Source organism: Candidatus Hoaglandella endobia (assembly GCF_900044015.1).
Lineage (GTDB): Bacteria > Pseudomonadota > Gammaproteobacteria > Enterobacterales > Enterobacteriaceae > Hoaglandella > Hoaglandella endobia.
On record NZ_LN999835.1, the window covers coordinates 431,698 to 448,395 of the forward strand.

The window sequence follows — 16,698 nt, forward strand, 5'->3', positions numbered from 1 at the left end:
TATGAAAAACTGGAGGAAGTTTGTCCTTAGTCTCACTCTATTAATTAAAGGTGCGTTCGCTACGCCGCAGGTTGTAGATAAAATCGCAGTTATAGTGGATAACGAAGTCATACTGGAAAGCGATGTGCAAAACATACTCAACACGATGAAACACAGCCTTAAGGAAGCTAATAATCAAAATGAGGAGGACACGCTGCGTCACCAAATCCTCGATAGGCTTATTATGGATAAGATCATCCTGCAATTAGCGCAGCGCGCAAATACCACTATTAGCGATAAACAGCTAGATCAGACCATCAGTAATATCGCTGCTAATAGTCATATGACACTCGGTCAGTTGCGCAGCAACCTGGCCTATGATGGTGTAGATTACAACACCTACCGAGCTCAAATCCGCAAGAAGATACTTCTTGCCGAAGTTAGTAATAGTGAAATGCGACGTCGCATCAACATCTTACCGTATGAAGTTGAATACTTAGCAAATAAAATTGCTGTCCAAACCAGCAATAGTGCTAAATTCAATTTAAGCTACATTCTCATTCCGCTACCAAACAATCATATTCAGGATCAGTTAGATCAAGCGGAAGCACTGGCTAATGCTCTGGTCAAGCAAAGTAAAAGCAGCGCGGAATTCGGCCAATTAACAATTATTTACTCCAACACCTCTCATGCGCTGAAAAGTGGTCACATGAGCTGGAATAAATTAGAAGAACTGCCTTCACCGGTGTCGGTACGTCTGCAAAAAGCTCATAAAGGTAGTATCATCGGTCCAATTCGATCTGGCTTAGGTTTCTATATTATCAAAGTAAACGATATCCGCGGCATCACTCAGAAAGTGACGGTGACCGAAGTGCATGCGCGCCATATTCTACTGCATACCTCGGAAGTCGTCACCGATCAGCAGGCCAGCGCTAAACTTGATGATATCGCCCAGCAAATCAAAAGTAGCCGACTAACATTCAGTAACACCGCTAAACAGCTGTCTGAGGATCCTGATTCAGCTAATAAGGGCGGCGATCTAGGCTGGCGTTCCTTCGATACATTTGCCCCGGAGTTAAGGAATGCTCTTCTGCACCTGAAAAAAGGCGAAATAAGTTCCTCTATTCGCTCTTACTATGGCTGGCATTTGATTCAGCTTCTCGATACCCGCCAAGTTGACCGCACAGATGCTGCGCAACAAGATCGTGCTTACCGTCTGCTGTTTAACCGTAAGTTCGACGATGAGATGCAAAAATGGACACAAGAACATCGCACAGCAACCTATGTTAAAATTATCAATAATCATGCGCAGTAAGCAACGCATTGTCATCAATCCAGGCTTGACGGCTAATTCGCGCTAATTCGCAGCGATGCTCAACGGCCCAGTGGCCGGCACTACCCGCTAGTAGTAACTGCCTCTAGTAACTACTGCCTAAGGTTATTACTATTCTGGCGCAGGACTCAGCATCACGCAACCTTCTTGTGTCAGCATAAATAGTTGCAATAAGCAGATTGGGTACTGCAATGTATCATGATCAGGGTCTGCTGGTGCTAAAATATAAGGGATTCAAGCAGTTAATATCAATATTAAAACGGCACTTAATTAAAACGGCACTTAATCTAGCATTTTTAGATAAAAAAATTATGAATAACTATCTTTATCAAAGACATTTATCACGTAAGCGTTTAGGTCAGATCTTTCTACACGACAGATATACTATCAATTCAATCCTCGCCTCTATTAATCCAAAGTCTGACCAGGCGATAGTAGAAATTGGCCCCGGCCTCGGGGCACTGACTAAGCCAGTGTCGATGCTTGCTGAGAATATGATAGTTATCGAACTTGATCGCGATTTAGCAACGCGTCTGGCTACGCACCCATTTTTACAGTATAGAGTGAAAATTGTGCAGCAGGACGCCATGACAGTTGATTTTGCAGCGCTTGCGAACGAGGTGGGCCAGCCACTGCGGATATTTGGCAATCTGCCTTACAATATTTCTACGCCGCTCATGTTTCACCTCTTCCGCTATATTGATACTATTCGCGATATGCACTTTATGTTACAAAAAGAAGTCGTAAATCGGTTAGTAGCGGGCCCAAATAACAAGGCTTATGGCCGATTAAGCGTGATGGCACAGTATTTTTGCCAAATCATGCAGTTACTGGAAGTACCGCCTGAGTCGTTCAAACCAGTACCAAAAGTAGATTCTGCGTTGGTACGGCTAGTGCCGTATTCCACTCTACCGTATCCGGTCAGAGATTTAAAAAAACTAGCTATCTTGACTAGCCTAGCCTTTAATCAAAGGCGCAAGATACTGCGCAATAGTTTGCGCAATGTTTTCAGTGCGCAACAGCTGGTAGAACAAGGTATCGACGCAACGCTGCGAGCAGAAAATGTTAGCGTTGAGCAGTACTGCCGTTTGGCTAATGCGCTGGCAGCGCGTGACAATGTTTAAAATTAAGTAGCTATTTTTTGTAGTATAAACCAACTATGTCGACATATTTAATTGGTGATATTCACGGTTGTTATGATGAACTAAGAATCCTTCTTACACAGGTGCAGTTTAATAAACTGGTGGATAATCTGTGGTTAACCGGCGATTTGGTCGCGCGCGGGCCAAACTCGCTAGAGGTGCTTCGGTTAGTGCGCGATGATCTAGGCGACAGTGTTCGCATGGTGCTCGGTAATCACGATTTACATTTGCTGGCGGTGTATGCTGGTATAAGCTGTAATAAACCAAAAGATTCTCTCACGCAGATTATAAAAGCGCCGGATGCAGATGAATTAATTAATTGGCTACGCCGGCAGCCATTACTACAAATAGAAGAAGAAAAAAAAATATTGATGGCCCATGCCGGTATTACGCCGCAGTGGGATATTGCAACGGCAATTAACTGCGCAAGGGAAGTTGAAGCTATGCTAAAAAGCGATAGTTATCAGTTATTTCTGAAGGCAATGTACGGCAACATGCCTAATAACTGGAGCAATAAGTTGAGCGGACTTGCTCGTCTGCGTTTCAGTACTAACGTCTTTACTCGCATGCGTTACTGCTTCCCCAATGGGAAGCTGGAAATGAACTTTAAAGATATCCCGGAACGAGCGCCGGTACCACTTCAGCCTTGGTTCTCTCTGCCTGGAGCCAAGCATGAGAGCTACAGTATCGTTTTTGGCCACTGGTCCTCGTTGAGGGGCCAGGGTACGCCAAATAATGTTTATGGATTGGATACTGGCTGCTGCTGGGGCGGCGAATTGACTTCGTTGCGCTGGGAGGATAAGACATTTACACGTGTGCCCTCTAACCACCAGCCCATAAAGTAAAAACAAATTCGAGAAAACTAATCATGCTTCCTGATGAACGATACAGACCACCGCCCGGAAACTCGTCAGGTAAAAAAGTCTCATAAAATTTTAAACTTTAACTTTTAAACTTTACCGCTGCCGATTATCATTATTTCCTCTTTCATTTCCTCTTTTCCTCTTTTATTAACCAGTCTTAACCAGATTACGCTCTATTAGGTCTCTTCAAAAACAGTTTCCCGAGAGACTAAAAAATCTTCCGCCCCATAATTGGCTTATTAAGCGTGTTTCGCTTGAACCAGGCCCGATATGCAGATAAATTACAGGGTATGGTATTTTCCATATCTATGACACGATCTACTGTCAAGGCGGCGATTAAGCTAATAATTAATCATCATTCTCCTTTAAAAACTCTTGCCTGTAGGCCGGAATCAGTCGGTAATTTGCGCGTGCATTTCCTGCAGTGAAATAACTTGGGCAGTTACGTCAGCGTTCAACGACATTGTCGTAGCGAAACCGCCATTTAAGGTCGTATCATAATGCACTTTATACTGCAAAGCGCTGCGCCGAATTAGTTTAGAATCTTCAATTGCTTGGCGTCCGGCGGTAGTATTAACAATATAGCTGTATTCGCCGTTCTTGATCCGGTCTTGAATATGCGGCCGTCCTTCATGGACCTTATTAACCAGGCGCGGGTTAATACCTGCTTCGCCTAGGATCACGGCTGTGCCGTGGGTCGCATCTAGCTCAAAGCCGTGCTTAAGCAGCTTGGTTGCTAAATCCACTACTCTGTCTTTATCTCCTTCACGCACTGATAACAAAGCGCGGCCACTTTTTTTCATGCACGATTGGCTACCAAGCATGGCTTTAGCAAAGGCCTCGGAGAAAGTCCTCCCTACTCCCATCACTTCACCAGTTGAGCGCATTTCCGGACCAAGGATAGGATCCACTCCATGGAACTTATTGAACGGCAACACCACTTCCTTCACCGAATAATAAGGTGGAATAATCTCACGTATCACGCCCTGTTTGGCCAGAGATTTGCCTACCATCACCCTGGCGGCTACTTTTGCCAGGGCAACGCCGGTAGCCTTAGAAATAAAAGGTACCGTACGTGCGGCGCGCGGGTTGACCTCAATGAGATAAACCTCGTTGTTCTTAACCGCGAACTGAACGTTCATCAGACCCTGTACCCGCAACTCATAGGCCAATTTATCTACCTGATAGCGTATAACGTTCTGAATTTCTTGGCTAAGAGTATACGCTGGTAGCGAACAGGCCGAATCACCTGAATGTACGCCGGCCTGTTCGATATGCTCCATAATACCGCCTATCAGCACACTTTCACCGTCGCAAACGACGTCTACGTCTACTTCTATTGCGTCATCTAAAAATCTATCCAGTAGCACTGGGGCATCATTAGATACGCTGACCGCACTCTGGAAATAGCGTAGTAGATCGTTCTTATCATAAATTATTTCCATCGCCCTGCCGCCTAATACATAGGATGGCCGAACTACCAGCGGATAACCAATAATTGCTGCTTTCTCAACCGCCATATCGATGGTGGTAACCGTGGTGTTAGCCGGCTGTTTTAGCCCTAGTCGCTCGACCGCCTGCTGAAATCGTTCTCGATCTTCCGCCCGATCAATAGCGTCTGGGCTAGTGCCAATGACCGGCACACCGGCGGCTTCTAGCGCGCGCGCTAGCTTAAGCGGTGTCTGGCCACCATATTGCACTATGACGCCCTGCGGTTTTTCAATACGTACGATTTCTAGCACATCTTCTAGCGTCACTGGCTCGAAATAAAGACGATCGGAGGTATCGTAATCGGTGGAAACGGTCTCGGGATTACAGTTAACCATAATAGTTTCGTAACCATCTTCGCGTAGCGCCAGCGATGCGTGCACACAGCAATAATCAAACTCGATTCCCTGACCAATTCGGTTAGGTCCACCGCCCAGCACCATGATCTTTTTGCGATCTTGATTCGGGTTTGACTCACACTCATCCTCGTAGGTCGAGTACATATAAGCGGTATTAGTAGAGAATTCTGCAGCGCAGGTATCTACTCGCTTATAGACTGGATGTAGGTCATAGCTTTGGCGAAGTTTACGGATTTCCGTCTCAGCTAACCCTACCAAAACCGCCAGGCGCGCATCCGCGAAACCTTTACGCTTTAAGAAACGCAGGTAATCAGCGCTTAGCGCGGTTACGCCTCGCTCCGCGAGGTCTTGCTCTAATTTGACCAACTCTTCTATCTGCACTAGAAACCACCGATCAATATTAGTAAGATTAAATACCCCATCGACCGACATGCCAGCGCGGAAAGCATCCGCCACATACCAAATACGCTCGCTACCGGCGTCTTTTAACTCGCGGCGAATGGTGGTTAACGCTTCTGGATCTTTAAGGTTAACTTTAGGATCAAAACCACTGACGCCAACCTCTAGACCTCGCAGTGCTTTCTGCAGTGATTCTTGCTGCGTTCGGCCGATAGCCATCACTTCTCCAACAGATTTCATCTGTGTAGTTAACCGATCGTTAGTTCCTAAAAACTTTTCAAAGTTAAAACGAGGAATTTTAGTTACTACATAATCAATAGACGGCTCGAAGGAGGCCGGCGTACGACCGCCGGTAATATCGTTCATCAACTCGTCCAGGGTATAGCCCACCGCCAGTTTAGCGGCCACTTTGGCGATGGGAAAACCAGTCGCCTTGGAAGCCAGTGCAGAAGAGCGTGAGACGCGTGGGTTCATTTCGATAATAATAAGTCTACCTGTTCTCGGATTAACCGAGAATTGAACATTGGAGCCGCCAGTCTCCACGCCAATTTCGCGTAGTACTGCCATCGAAGCGTTACGCATGATTTGATATTCTTTGTCAGTCAGGGTCTGCGCTGGTGCTACGGTTATTGAGTCACCGGTGTGAATACCCATAGGATCGACATTCTCGATGGAGCAAATGATGATGCAGTTGTCTTTTTTATCGCGCACTACTTCCATCTCATACTCTTTCCATCCTATGAGGGATTCATCAATTAGCAGCTCGGTAGTGGGTGATAAATCTAGTCCGCGCTCACAAATTTCTTCAAATTCCTCGCGATTGTAAGCGATACCACCGCCGGTTCCACCCATGGTGAAAGACGGCCGAATAATACAGGGAAAACCGACATCTACTGCCACTGCCAGCGCTTCTTCCATCGTATGGGCAATGCCGGAACGAGCGGTTTCTAATCCAATTTTCTTCATGGCCTTATTAAAACGTTGACGATCTTCGGCCTTATTTATAGCGTCGGCAGTGGCTCCTATCATATCTACACCGAACTCTTTGAGTACTCCTTCTCGCGCTAATTCTAGCGCACAGTTCAGCGCCGTCTGTCCACCCATAGTAGGCAACAGTGCATCAGGACGCTCTTTTTCTATAATTTTATGCACTACTTCCCAATTGATAGGCTCAATATAGGTCGCGTCAGCCATCTCTGGGTCGGTCATAATGGTTGCTGGATTAGAATTTACTAGAACCACCCGGTAGCCCTCTTCGCGCAGGGACTTGCACGCCTGGGCACCCGAATAATCGAACTCGCATGCCTGGCCAATAACGATTGGCCCAGCACCCAAAATTAAGATACTTTTTATATCGGTACGTTTTGGCATGTCAAATTCCTGATATTTTAAGCTGTGAACGATAAGTATGAATTAGCTTGATAAAATGTTTAAATAATGTCGCGGAATCGTGCGGGCCCGGGCTAGCTTCAGGATGTCCCTGGAAACTGAAAGCTGGTTTATCGGTACGATGTAATCCCTGCAAAGTGCCATCGAATAGGGAGGTATGGGTCACTTTAAGGTTTGCTGGCAATGTTTTTTCGTCTACTGTAAAGCCATGATTCTGCGTAGTGATCATCACCCGATCAGCCAGTAAATCTTTTACTGGATGATTACCGCCGTGATGGCCGCACTTCATCTTCATCGTTTTAGCTCCGCTGGCTAGCGCTAGCAGTTGATGACCCAGACAAATACCGAACAAGGGGATGTTGGTGGTAAGAAAAGTTTTAATGGCAGTGATAGCATAATCGCAGGGAGCCGGATCGCCGGGACCATTCGATAAAAAGATACCGTCTGGTGCCATCTCCATAACCGTCTTGGCAGGTATATTGGCCGGCACCACTGTCAGCCGGCACCCATGGTCCACTAGTATGCGCATAATATTCCGCTTAATACCGTAATCATAGGCAACCACATGGTATGGCAAATCGCTTACCGGAGCAGGGAAACCAGAGCCCAGGCGCCAAGTGCCCTGAGTCCAGGTATATTGCTCGTTGGTACTTACCTCTTTTACCAAATCCATTCCGCTAAGTCCAGGAAATTCGCGTGCTTTACGCAGCGCTAGTTGCACGTCCAGGGCGTTGCCGGCAATGATACAGCCGTTCTGTGAGCCTTTTTCACGCAGTAAACGTGTAAGCTTACGGGTATCGATATCGGCAATACCGATAATATTCTGCTGTTTTAGATAGTTTGATAGCGATAAAGTATTACGGAAGTTACTGGCGATGAGCGATAAATCGCGGATTACCAGCGCCTGCACCTGAACTCTGAATGATTCATTATCAGCTTCGTTAAGGCCAACATTACCGATATGGGGATAGGTTAAAGTGACTATTTGGCGCGAATAGGAAGGATCAGTGATGATTTCTTGATAACCGGTTACGGAAGTATTAAAAACCACTTCTCCCACTGCAGTTCCCTCTGCTCCAATGGTCCGACCGTGGAATTGAGTTCCGTCTTCTAACACTAACAGCGCTGACTTTCTCAAAAAAACCTCCAAGGAATCAGTTTACATTGACATCTTGTATTTAGTTTAGACAGCATCAATGATAATTAATCTAAATAGTAAAAAATATTTATTACTTAGTAGTAATAGGTCAGAAACTGACACTATATTTTGTCTAAATTTAGCACGTTTACCATATCAAATAGGCCTGTTTTATGCCTAGAAAGCCAGATAGCTGCACGAACCGCACCGTTGGCGAACGTCATACGGCTGGAAGCCTTATGTGTAATCTCTAACCGTTCTCCAATATCGGCAAAAAGAGCGGTGTGCTCACCTACGATATCTCCAGCACGTACAGTAGAAAAGCCGATACTTTTAGCTTTACGTTCACCGGTATGCCCCTTACGGCTGTATACGGCATTTTGAGCAAATTCTTGTCCAAGAATTCCAGCAATGGCCTCGCCCATGGCCAGCGCGGTGCCTGAAGGCGCATCTACCTTGTAGCGGTGATGCGCTTCAATAATTTCGATATCTGCCTCCTCCCCCATAACTTGAGCAGTTTTTTCCAGCAGTTTAAGCATTAGATTGACACCGACGCTGAAATTAGCGGCGAAAACAATGCCGATTTCATTAGCAGCAGTAGCAATCATCGCTTGCTGCGCTTTATTAAAGCCGGTGGTACCAATTACCAGGCCTTTACTTTGGCTGTGGCAGAAATCAAGGTAAACTAGGCTAGCATCTGGACGTGTGAAATCTATAAGAATATCAAAATCATTTTTTACCGATTGCAAATCGTCGCTAATGGCGACATTTAAGGTGCCGATACCTGCTAATTTGCCGGCGTCTATACCACGTAAGACAGAACCAACACGGCATAATGCTGCTCCTAGCGTTGCCTGTTGTGACTTTGCTACCGCCTGAATTAATTGGCTGGCCATCCGCCCACCTGCCCCAGCTATGGCGATACGTAAAGGTGTGTTGCTCATGAAACCTCTTCTTACGACAGTTATCCTGCAGTTACTATCTATCGAATTATTATATATCTCTTAGCAGACAACGATTATACCACTATCTAGCCCTACCCTGAATCAGAATGATTTGTCCTCATTTGACATTGTGTTCATAGTTATTTTATTAGCGGGACAGAAGAAACCGTCTAATAGCATAAACAATGCGCCGATACAAATAACAAGATCCGCCACATTAAATGTTGGCCAATGCCAATCGCTCACATAAAAATCGATAAAGTCGATTACTACGCCGTGAACCATTCGGTCGAACAGGTTACCAAGCGCGCCCCCAATAATCATGGCGTAGGCAGCATTCAACAACCTATTACGATAATCAGATTGATACATCATGACCAATAGCATCACCGTAATAACCAAAGCAATAACTGAAAATAACCAGCATTGCCAGCCGCCTTGGTCTGCCAAAAAACTAAAGGCTGCTCCTGGATTATGCACATAGGTAAAATTGATAAAAGGTATAACCACTACTGACTTGCCGAGAGCACAGTAGGTCATGATCAACTTCTTACTGCTGAGATCCAGCAGTAGTACCACCGAAGTAATCCAAAGCCAGCAAAATCTTGTTGAAGTAAACATGCTATTATTCATTAGACAAATTTACGCTTTTCGCCCGGAGCAACCATGTTGGTAACACAGCGCCCACAAAGTTCCGGATGATCAGCATGTTGACCAATATCAGTTTCATAATGCCAGCAGCGCGGGCATTTTTTGCCTTCTGCGTTGCACAAGGAGATTTTAAGTCCCTTAAGCCCTTCGCATTGTACCGCATCATTACTAGCATCGGCTAGATTCGCCACCTGCGCTTTCGACGTCAGCAGCAAGAAATGAAGCTCCCCCCCTAGCTCGTTTAATTGCTCGGCTAGTGTAGGCTCTGCATATAGAGTGACTTGGGCTTCCAACGAAGCGCCGATACGTTTTTCTGCTCTCGCTTGCTCGATGATTTTATTAGTTTCGCAGCGTACCTGCAACATTATTTGCCAATAATCATCGTTCAGCGGTTGCGTAACTGCCAGGCCGCACAGACCATCATACCATGTCTCAGTAAAGACAAACTGCGCCCGTTTTCCCAGCATAAAGCCCCAGATCTCGTCTGCAGTAAACGACATAATAGGCGCCATCCAGCGAACCAGAGCCTCTACAATATGGTAGAATGCGGTCTGACAACTACGGCGGGCGATACTGTCTGCTTTAGTGGTATATTGTCGATCTTTGATAATATCCAGGTAAAAAGCACTCAGTTCCACTGAGCAAAATTTTATCATAAGCTTTATAACCTGATGAAAATCATAGCGTTCATAAGCGGCAATAATCTCCTCCTGCGCTGCTTGTGCTCGGCCTACCGCCCAACGATCAAGCACTACCATTTGTTCTGGACTTACGCTATGTAGCGCTGGATCAAAACCATTTAGGTTAGCTAGTAGAAAACGCGCGGTATTGCGAATACGGCGATAGGAGTCCGTAGAGTGCTTGAGAATTTCATCGGAGATAGCCATCTCACCCGTATAATCGGTAGAAGCGACCCAAAGGCGCAAGATATCTGCACCTAATTTTTTTACGACATGTTGCGGGCTAACCACGTTACCTACCGATTTGGACATTTTTCGCCCCTTACCGTCCACGGTGAAGCTGTGGGTCAGCACCTGGCGATAAGGCGCTCCGCTTTTTATAGCAGAAGAAATTATTAATGACGACATGAACCAGCCTCGATGCTGGTCGGATCCCTCTAAATACATATCAGGCTTTTTGCCGTTGAATTCAGGTCGCACCGCTACTACTGAGTAGTGTGTAGAACCTGAATCAAACCATACATCAAGCGTATCTGGCACCTTATGATAATAGGTGGCAGCGTCGCCCAGGATTTCTCTAGGATCTAAATCCCACCACGCCTGAATGCCATCTTGCTCTACTCGTTGTGCCACAGACTCTATTAATTCAACGGTGCGCGGATGCAGCGCTCCAGTTTTATTATGCACAAACAGCGACATCGGTACACCCCAAGTGCGCTGACGAGAAATACACCAGTCAGGACGGTTAGACACCATGGTTGTAAGACACTCTTGGCCCCACTCAGGGATCCATTGCACCTTTTTTACTTCAGCCAGCGACTGCTGACGTAAGTCTAGATGGTCCATTTTAATGAACCACTGCGACGTAGTGCGGAAGATAATAGGCGTTTTATGGCGCCAGCAGTGGGGATAACTATGCTTTAATTTCTCTACGTGCAGTAAAGAGCCAACGTCGCGCAGTAAACCAACTACGACATCATTAGCTTTAAATACTTGCAAACCTGCCAGTAACGGCAGCATACTCGGTAAATAGCAACCATCAGGACCGATAGGATTAGCAATTTCTAAGCCGTATCGCTTACCAACAATAAAGTCTTCAGGGCCGTGGCCAGGAGCGATATGTACTGCGCCGGTTCCTACCTCTAACGTTACATGTTGACTGAGAATAGTGGGCACATCGTAATCCATAAAAGGATGAGAGAACCGCATCAATTCTAAAGCAACACCTTTGGCACTGCCCAAGACTATACACTGCTCAAAGCCAATGCGGCCCATTACTCTCTTAACCAGAGATTCGGCTAAAATGTATCCTTGGCCATCGATCTTAATAAGTTGATAGTCGTAATCAGGGTGCAGAGCAATGGCGCGATTAGCAGGCAATGTCCAAGGCGTGGTAGTCCAGATGACCAGCGCTATCTGCTCCATGAAACCATGGACGCCAAACTTTGCTGCGACCTCTTGAGGAGCAAGAGCCATGAAGGCAACGTCAATGGATAATGAGGTCCAATCATAATATTCCACCTCTGCCTCTGCTAACGAGGAACGGCAATCGATACACCAGTGCACCGGTTTAACACCCTTATGCAGATGGCCATTGGCAATAATCTTACCAAGCGCGCGGATAATATTCGCCTCAGTAGCGAAGTCCATCGTCATATAAGGGTGATCCCAGTCGCCTAGCACGCCCAAGCGGATAAAATCTTTTTTTTGCTCAGCCACTTGTTCGGTAGCATAGCAGCGGCAGGCGGTACGAAACTCTGCCTCGCTTACTTTCTCACCTGGTTTGCCAATAAGCTGTTCTACCTTAAGTTCTATTGGAAGACCGTGGCAGTCCCAGCCAGGTAAAAAAGGCGAATTATAACCCATTAATCCTTTAGATTTTACAATAATATCTTTTAGAATCTTATTAACTGAATGACCGATATGAATCCTACCGTTCGCATACGGAGGACCGTCGTGTAAAATAAATTTTTTTTTACCTTTTTTAGCTTGACGAATTTTCCCGTACAAATTCTGTTCATACCAGCGTTGCAGCACTTTAGGTTCGCGCTTGGTGAGATCGCCGCGCATAGGGAACCTGGTATGCGGTAAATTCAGAGTATTTTTATAATCAGTCATTCTATTCTCGGTTTTATTTTTTTGTTGTTTTAATTCATTAAGCGGGAAAACCCGTTGTTTATTATGTAGTTTGGAGCGTATAAAAAAATTTCAAGAAGCTGGCACAGAACAGCGGCGTTAGCTGGGGATCGAGATTAGCCAAAACAGACAATAAATTATCATATAATGATGCTGGAAAAATACAGTAAATCTACACAGCGCAACGCGGCCAGAAAGGCGATAAGGGTGACTAACAGTATTTCAGCTTCCATCAGCTACGCAGCCCCCCTGGTTATGCGCTATACTCTTGTGGCTGGAATTAAAATATCATTAATGGTAAACCTAGACGATTGTTTTCATACCGTAATTAATATTATTTATTAGACTATCTCTTAGCCTAGATTGTTATTCGTAATTTTTACGGTGCTCAGCTATTATAAATAGTTAGCTTATAACACTTAAGATCGAACTTAGATAGAGATTAGATCTAATATATGAGTATATAATCAAAATTTGTAGTTATTTACTCAAATTAATTGACAAACAAAACTAACAGGTACAGTATTAACCTTTTAGGTATTTTATTAGAATAGGTTTAGGAGAGTTGGATCTTGGCTAAGATCAAATCAGCTAAGAAACGTGCTATACAAACTGAAAAGCGTCGGCAGCATAATGCAAGCCGACGCTCCATGGTACGTACCTTTATTAAAAAGGTATATGCAGCTATCGCTTCTGGAGATAAAGCAAATGCCCAGAATGCGTTTGCTGCTATGCAACCGATTATTGACCGTCAGGCCAGCAAAAAAATAATTCATAAAAATAAAGCTGCACGTCATAAGTCGAAACTAAGCAGGCAGATCAAAGCCATGCAGTAGCAGTAGATGTTTACAGAAACAAGACTCTACTCTATCGAGTTAAATCGTCAAAGAATTTTTTGACACCATCAAAAAAACTTTTTGATCGTGGACTATTCTGAGCACCACTTGGACCACCGAAACTTTCGGCTAACTCGCGGAGCAGCTGTTTTTGCCGCTCGTTGAGCTTGACCGGAGTTTCTACCACAGCTTGGCACAGCAAATCACCTGGGTTACCGCCGCGTACTGATTTCACGCCCTTACCGCGCATGCGGAACAGCCTTCCCGTCTGGGTTTCCGACGGCACCTTAAGTTTAACCCGTCCGTCTAGCGTCGGCACCTCTATTTCGCCACCTAGCGCCGCCATAGCGAAATTGATCGGCACTTCGCAATAAAGATCATTATCTTTACGTTCAAAAATAGGGTGTTTACGCACCTGTACCTGAATATATAGATCTCCTGCAAGTGATCCATGTCCACCTACTTCACCTTCACCAGACAGGCGAATGCGATCGCCGGTATCTACTCCTGGCGGTATTTTAACCGACAAGGTCTTATATTTTTCTACTCGACCATGACCATGACACTGATAACATAAATGTTTAATGATCTTACCCTGACCATGGCAGTTAGTACAAGTCTGTTGCACGGCAAAAAATCCCTGGCGCACCTGTACCTGACCTTTACCATGACAGGTCTGACAGGTTACTGCCGAGGTACCAGGCTTAGCGCCGCTACCATTACAAAAGGCGCACTCCGCCAATGTTGGAACGCGAATTTCACGGTTCACACCGCGAACTACCTCTTCAAGGGAAAGCTCTATGTTATAGCGCAAATCAGCACCTTTACTTGCGCGCTGACGCCGACCACCGCCAAAAATATCCCCAAAAACGTCTCCAAAGATATCACTAAAATCTGTACCGCTAGTGCCAGAGCCCATACCTCCCTGTTCAAATGCTACGTGACCGTATTGATCGTAGGCAGCGCGCTTTTGCGCGTCATTCAATACTTCATAGGCTTCTTTGATCTCCTTAAATTTGGCTTCAGCTTCAGCATTTCCTGGATTCCGATCCGGATGGAATTTCATCGCCAGTCGTTTATAGGCTTTTTTTATTTCATAATCTTTAGCGTCACGGGAAACGCCCAAAATATCGTAATAGTCTGATTTTGCCATCGTCGTCTCTTCCTGCCCTTAACATGCTTGCACGGGCGTAGAGTTACCCCGACGTGCTTCTTACAAGTTGCGGCATTATTGCTATCCTTGCCGCAGTGCCCATTTAGGGTTCTTATTTTTTATCTTTCACTTCCTCAAAGTCGGCATCAACTACATCTTCACTCGTAGCTTTGGTGCCGCCGTCAACGTTATCTTCTCTAGCCATCTGTGCCTGCTGCTGAACTACTTCCAGTAATTTACCAGATAACTGGATTAGCACCTTCATTTTAGCTTCGATATTAGCTTTATCCTCACTTTTAAGTGAGGTATCTAAATCTTTCAGTGCCTCCGCGATAGCAGTCTTATCGTTATCTGGTAGTTTATTGCCCGCATCTTCTAACTGCTTACGAGTGCTATGCAGCAGATGATCTGCTTGGTTGCGGGTCTGTACTAGTTCTTCAAACTTACGGTCTGATTCAGCGTTGGCTTCTGCGTCTAGAACCATCTTCTGTATTTCTTGCTCGTTTAAGCCAGAAGATGCCTTGATCGTAATTTTCTGTTCACGACCACTGTTTTTATCCTTAGCAGATACATGTAAAATACCGTCTGCATCGATATCGAACGTCACCTCAATTTGAGGTGTGCCTCGCATGGCCGGCGCGATGCCATCTAAATTGAATTGTCCCAGAGACTTGTTATCGCAGGAGCGCTTACGCTCACCCTGAAGAACATGGATAGTCACGGCTGACTGATTATCTTCTGCGGTTGAAAATACCTGGCTATGTTTAGTGGGGATAGTGGTGTTCTTAGCGATAAGCGGTGTCATAACACCACCCATGGTTTCGATACCTAATGATAGCGGAGTAACGTCCAACAGCAACACATGCTTCACGTCTCCGGCTAAAACGCCGCCTTGCACAGCAGCGCCGATTGCTACTGCCTCGTCTGGGTTGACGTCCTTACGCGGCTCTTTGCCAAAAAAATCAGAGACTTTTTTTTGCACTAGCGGCATACGGGTTTGCCCGCCCACTAGAAGAACATCTTTTATATCAGACACTGATAAGCTAGCATCCTTTAGCGCCACTTTCAGCGGCTCTAGTGTACGATTAACCAGAGCTTCAACTAACGATTCAAGCTTAGCTCGGGTTACTTTTAGGTTCATATGTTTTGGACCAGTAGCATCTGCTGTAATGTATGGCAGGTTGACGTCGGTCTGCTGCGCAGAAGATAGCTCAATCTTAGCTTTTTCTGCAGCGTCTTTCAGACGCTGCATCGCTAGCGGATCATTACGCAGGTCGATCCCTTGTTCTTTCTTGAACTCATCAACTAAGTAATTGATAAGACGGCTGTCAAAATCCTCCCCTCCCAAATGGGTATCTCCATTGGTAGCTAAAACTTCGAAGGTTTTCTCTCCGTCAACATCGTCAATTTCAATAATTGAAATATCAAAAGTACCACCACCTAGGTCATAGACAGCGATGGTACGGTTACCGGTTTCTTTGTCGAGACCATAGGCCAGAGCAGCAGCTGTTGGTTCATTGATGATGCGCTTAACATCTAGTCCGGCAATGCGACCGGCGTCTTTGGTCGCCTGACGCTGTGTATCATTAAAATAGGCCGGCACGGTAATAACCGCCTCGGTAACTGACTCGCCTAGATGATCTTCTGCCGTCTTTTTCATTTTTTTCAAAATCTCTGCAGAAATCTGTGGAGGAGCCATTTTTTGGCCTTTAACCTCCAACCAAGCATCACCGTTAGCTGCAGCTATGATTTTGTACGGCATAATATTTACATCACGCTGTACCTCTTCATCTTGGTAGCGACGACCTATTAGACGCTTAATAGCGAACAAGGTATTTTTAGGGTTAGTGACGGACTGACGTTTAGCCGGCTGACCAACTAGAATTTCACCGTCCTGCGTATAGGCAATGATAGAAGGAGTCGTACGATCGCCTTCGCTATTTTCAAGTACACGAGGCTTGTTGCCTTCGATAATTGCGATGCAAGAATTGGTCGTACCCAAGTCGATACCAATAATTTTACCCATCTAAACATCTCCACTAAAAGTTTAATGTTACTGTGGTAGTAAACCTGATATGTGGTTTTAAATGTAATTTTCAAGTTTTCCTACCGTATTATTTCCAAGTTTTACAAAGTGTGATACTAGTTATGATGGGGTCATGCCCTCTTTCATCAAGGGGTACAAGCAAAAAATATGCACAGGATGTG

The 16,698-nt window shown here is 45.3% G+C and carries 11 protein-coding genes and 1 pseudogene; 4 read left to right on the plus strand and 8 right to left on the minus strand.

The window, feature by feature from the left end; genetic code table 11:
• The first annotated feature begins 1 nt into the window (after position 1).
• The 3 genes from surA (at position 2) to apaH (ending at position 3,299) form a co-directional block, all read left to right on the plus strand.
• A complete protein-coding gene (gene surA, locus A4A70_RS01980) occupies positions 2-1,294 on the plus strand; it encodes a peptidylprolyl isomerase SurA (protein ID WP_067568316.1) in 1,293 nt (430 codons plus the stop codon).
• A gap of 329 nt (positions 1,295-1,623) precedes the next feature.
• Positions 1,624-2,436, plus strand: a complete 813-nt coding sequence (gene rsmA, locus A4A70_RS01985) for a 16S rRNA (adenine(1518)-N(6)/adenine(1519)-N(6))-dimethyltransferase RsmA (protein WP_067568318.1) — start codon at positions 1,624-1,626, stop codon at positions 2,434-2,436.
• Between the two features lie 35 nt (positions 2,437-2,471).
• Complete coding sequence (gene apaH / locus A4A70_RS01990) at positions 2,472-3,299, plus strand: bis(5'-nucleosyl)-tetraphosphatase (symmetrical) ApaH (RefSeq protein ID WP_067567958.1); 828 nt, start codon at positions 2,472-2,474, stop codon at positions 3,297-3,299.
• Positions 3,300-3,537: 238 nt separating this feature from the next.
• On the opposite strand, the pseudogene A4A70_RS02865 reads toward apaH, so the two are convergent.
• The 6 genes and pseudogenes from A4A70_RS02865 to ileS form a co-directional block, all read right to left on the minus strand.
• A pseudogene (locus A4A70_RS02865) lies at positions 3,538-3,666 on the minus strand (dihydrofolate reductase); the annotation flags it as partial.
• 43 nt (positions 3,667-3,709) lie between these two features.
• Entirely contained in the window at positions 3,710-6,934 is a 3,225-nt protein-coding gene (carB, locus tag A4A70_RS01995; protein WP_067567960.1) for a carbamoyl-phosphate synthase large subunit, read from the minus strand.
• A gap of 1 nt (position 6,935) precedes the next feature.
• On the minus strand, positions 6,936-8,090 hold the full coding sequence (gene carA / locus A4A70_RS02000) for a glutamine-hydrolyzing carbamoyl-phosphate synthase small subunit (RefSeq protein WP_067567962.1): 1,155 nt from the start codon (positions 8,088-8,090) through the stop codon (positions 6,936-6,938).
• Positions 8,091-8,212: 122 nt separating this feature from the next.
• Positions 8,213-9,034 (minus strand): 4-hydroxy-tetrahydrodipicolinate reductase, encoded by an 822-nt coding sequence (gene dapB, locus A4A70_RS02005; RefSeq protein ID WP_067567964.1) that lies wholly within the window; start codon positions 9,032-9,034, stop codon positions 8,213-8,215.
• A gap of 102 nt (positions 9,035-9,136) precedes the next feature.
• A complete protein-coding gene (lspA, locus tag A4A70_RS02010) occupies positions 9,137-9,667 on the minus strand; it encodes a signal peptidase II (RefSeq protein ID WP_067567966.1) in 531 nt (176 codons plus the stop codon).
• Entirely contained in the window at positions 9,667-12,483 is a 2,817-nt protein-coding gene (gene ileS / locus A4A70_RS02015) for an isoleucine--tRNA ligase (RefSeq protein WP_067567968.1), read from the minus strand. The genes lspA and ileS overlap by 1 nt, the downstream gene beginning before the upstream one ends.
• Before the next feature lie 590 nt (positions 12,484-13,073).
• Here ileS and rpsT point away from each other — a divergent pair.
• The gene (gene rpsT, locus A4A70_RS02025) at positions 13,074-13,337 is read left to right on the plus strand and encodes a 30S ribosomal protein S20 (protein WP_067567973.1); all 264 of its coding nucleotides are present in this window, start codon (positions 13,074-13,076) and stop codon (positions 13,335-13,337) included.
• A gap of 31 nt (positions 13,338-13,368) precedes the next feature.
• Here rpsT and dnaJ read toward each other — a convergent pair whose 3' ends face one another.
• The gene (gene dnaJ, locus A4A70_RS02030) at positions 13,369-14,490 is read right to left on the minus strand and encodes a molecular chaperone DnaJ (RefSeq protein WP_067567977.1); all 1,122 of its coding nucleotides are present in this window, start codon (positions 14,488-14,490) and stop codon (positions 13,369-13,371) included.
• A gap of 112 nt (positions 14,491-14,602) precedes the next feature.
• Entirely contained in the window at positions 14,603-16,516 is a 1,914-nt protein-coding gene (gene dnaK, locus A4A70_RS02035; RefSeq protein ID WP_067567978.1) for a molecular chaperone DnaK, read from the minus strand.
• Positions 16,517-16,698 lie beyond the last annotated feature (182 nt).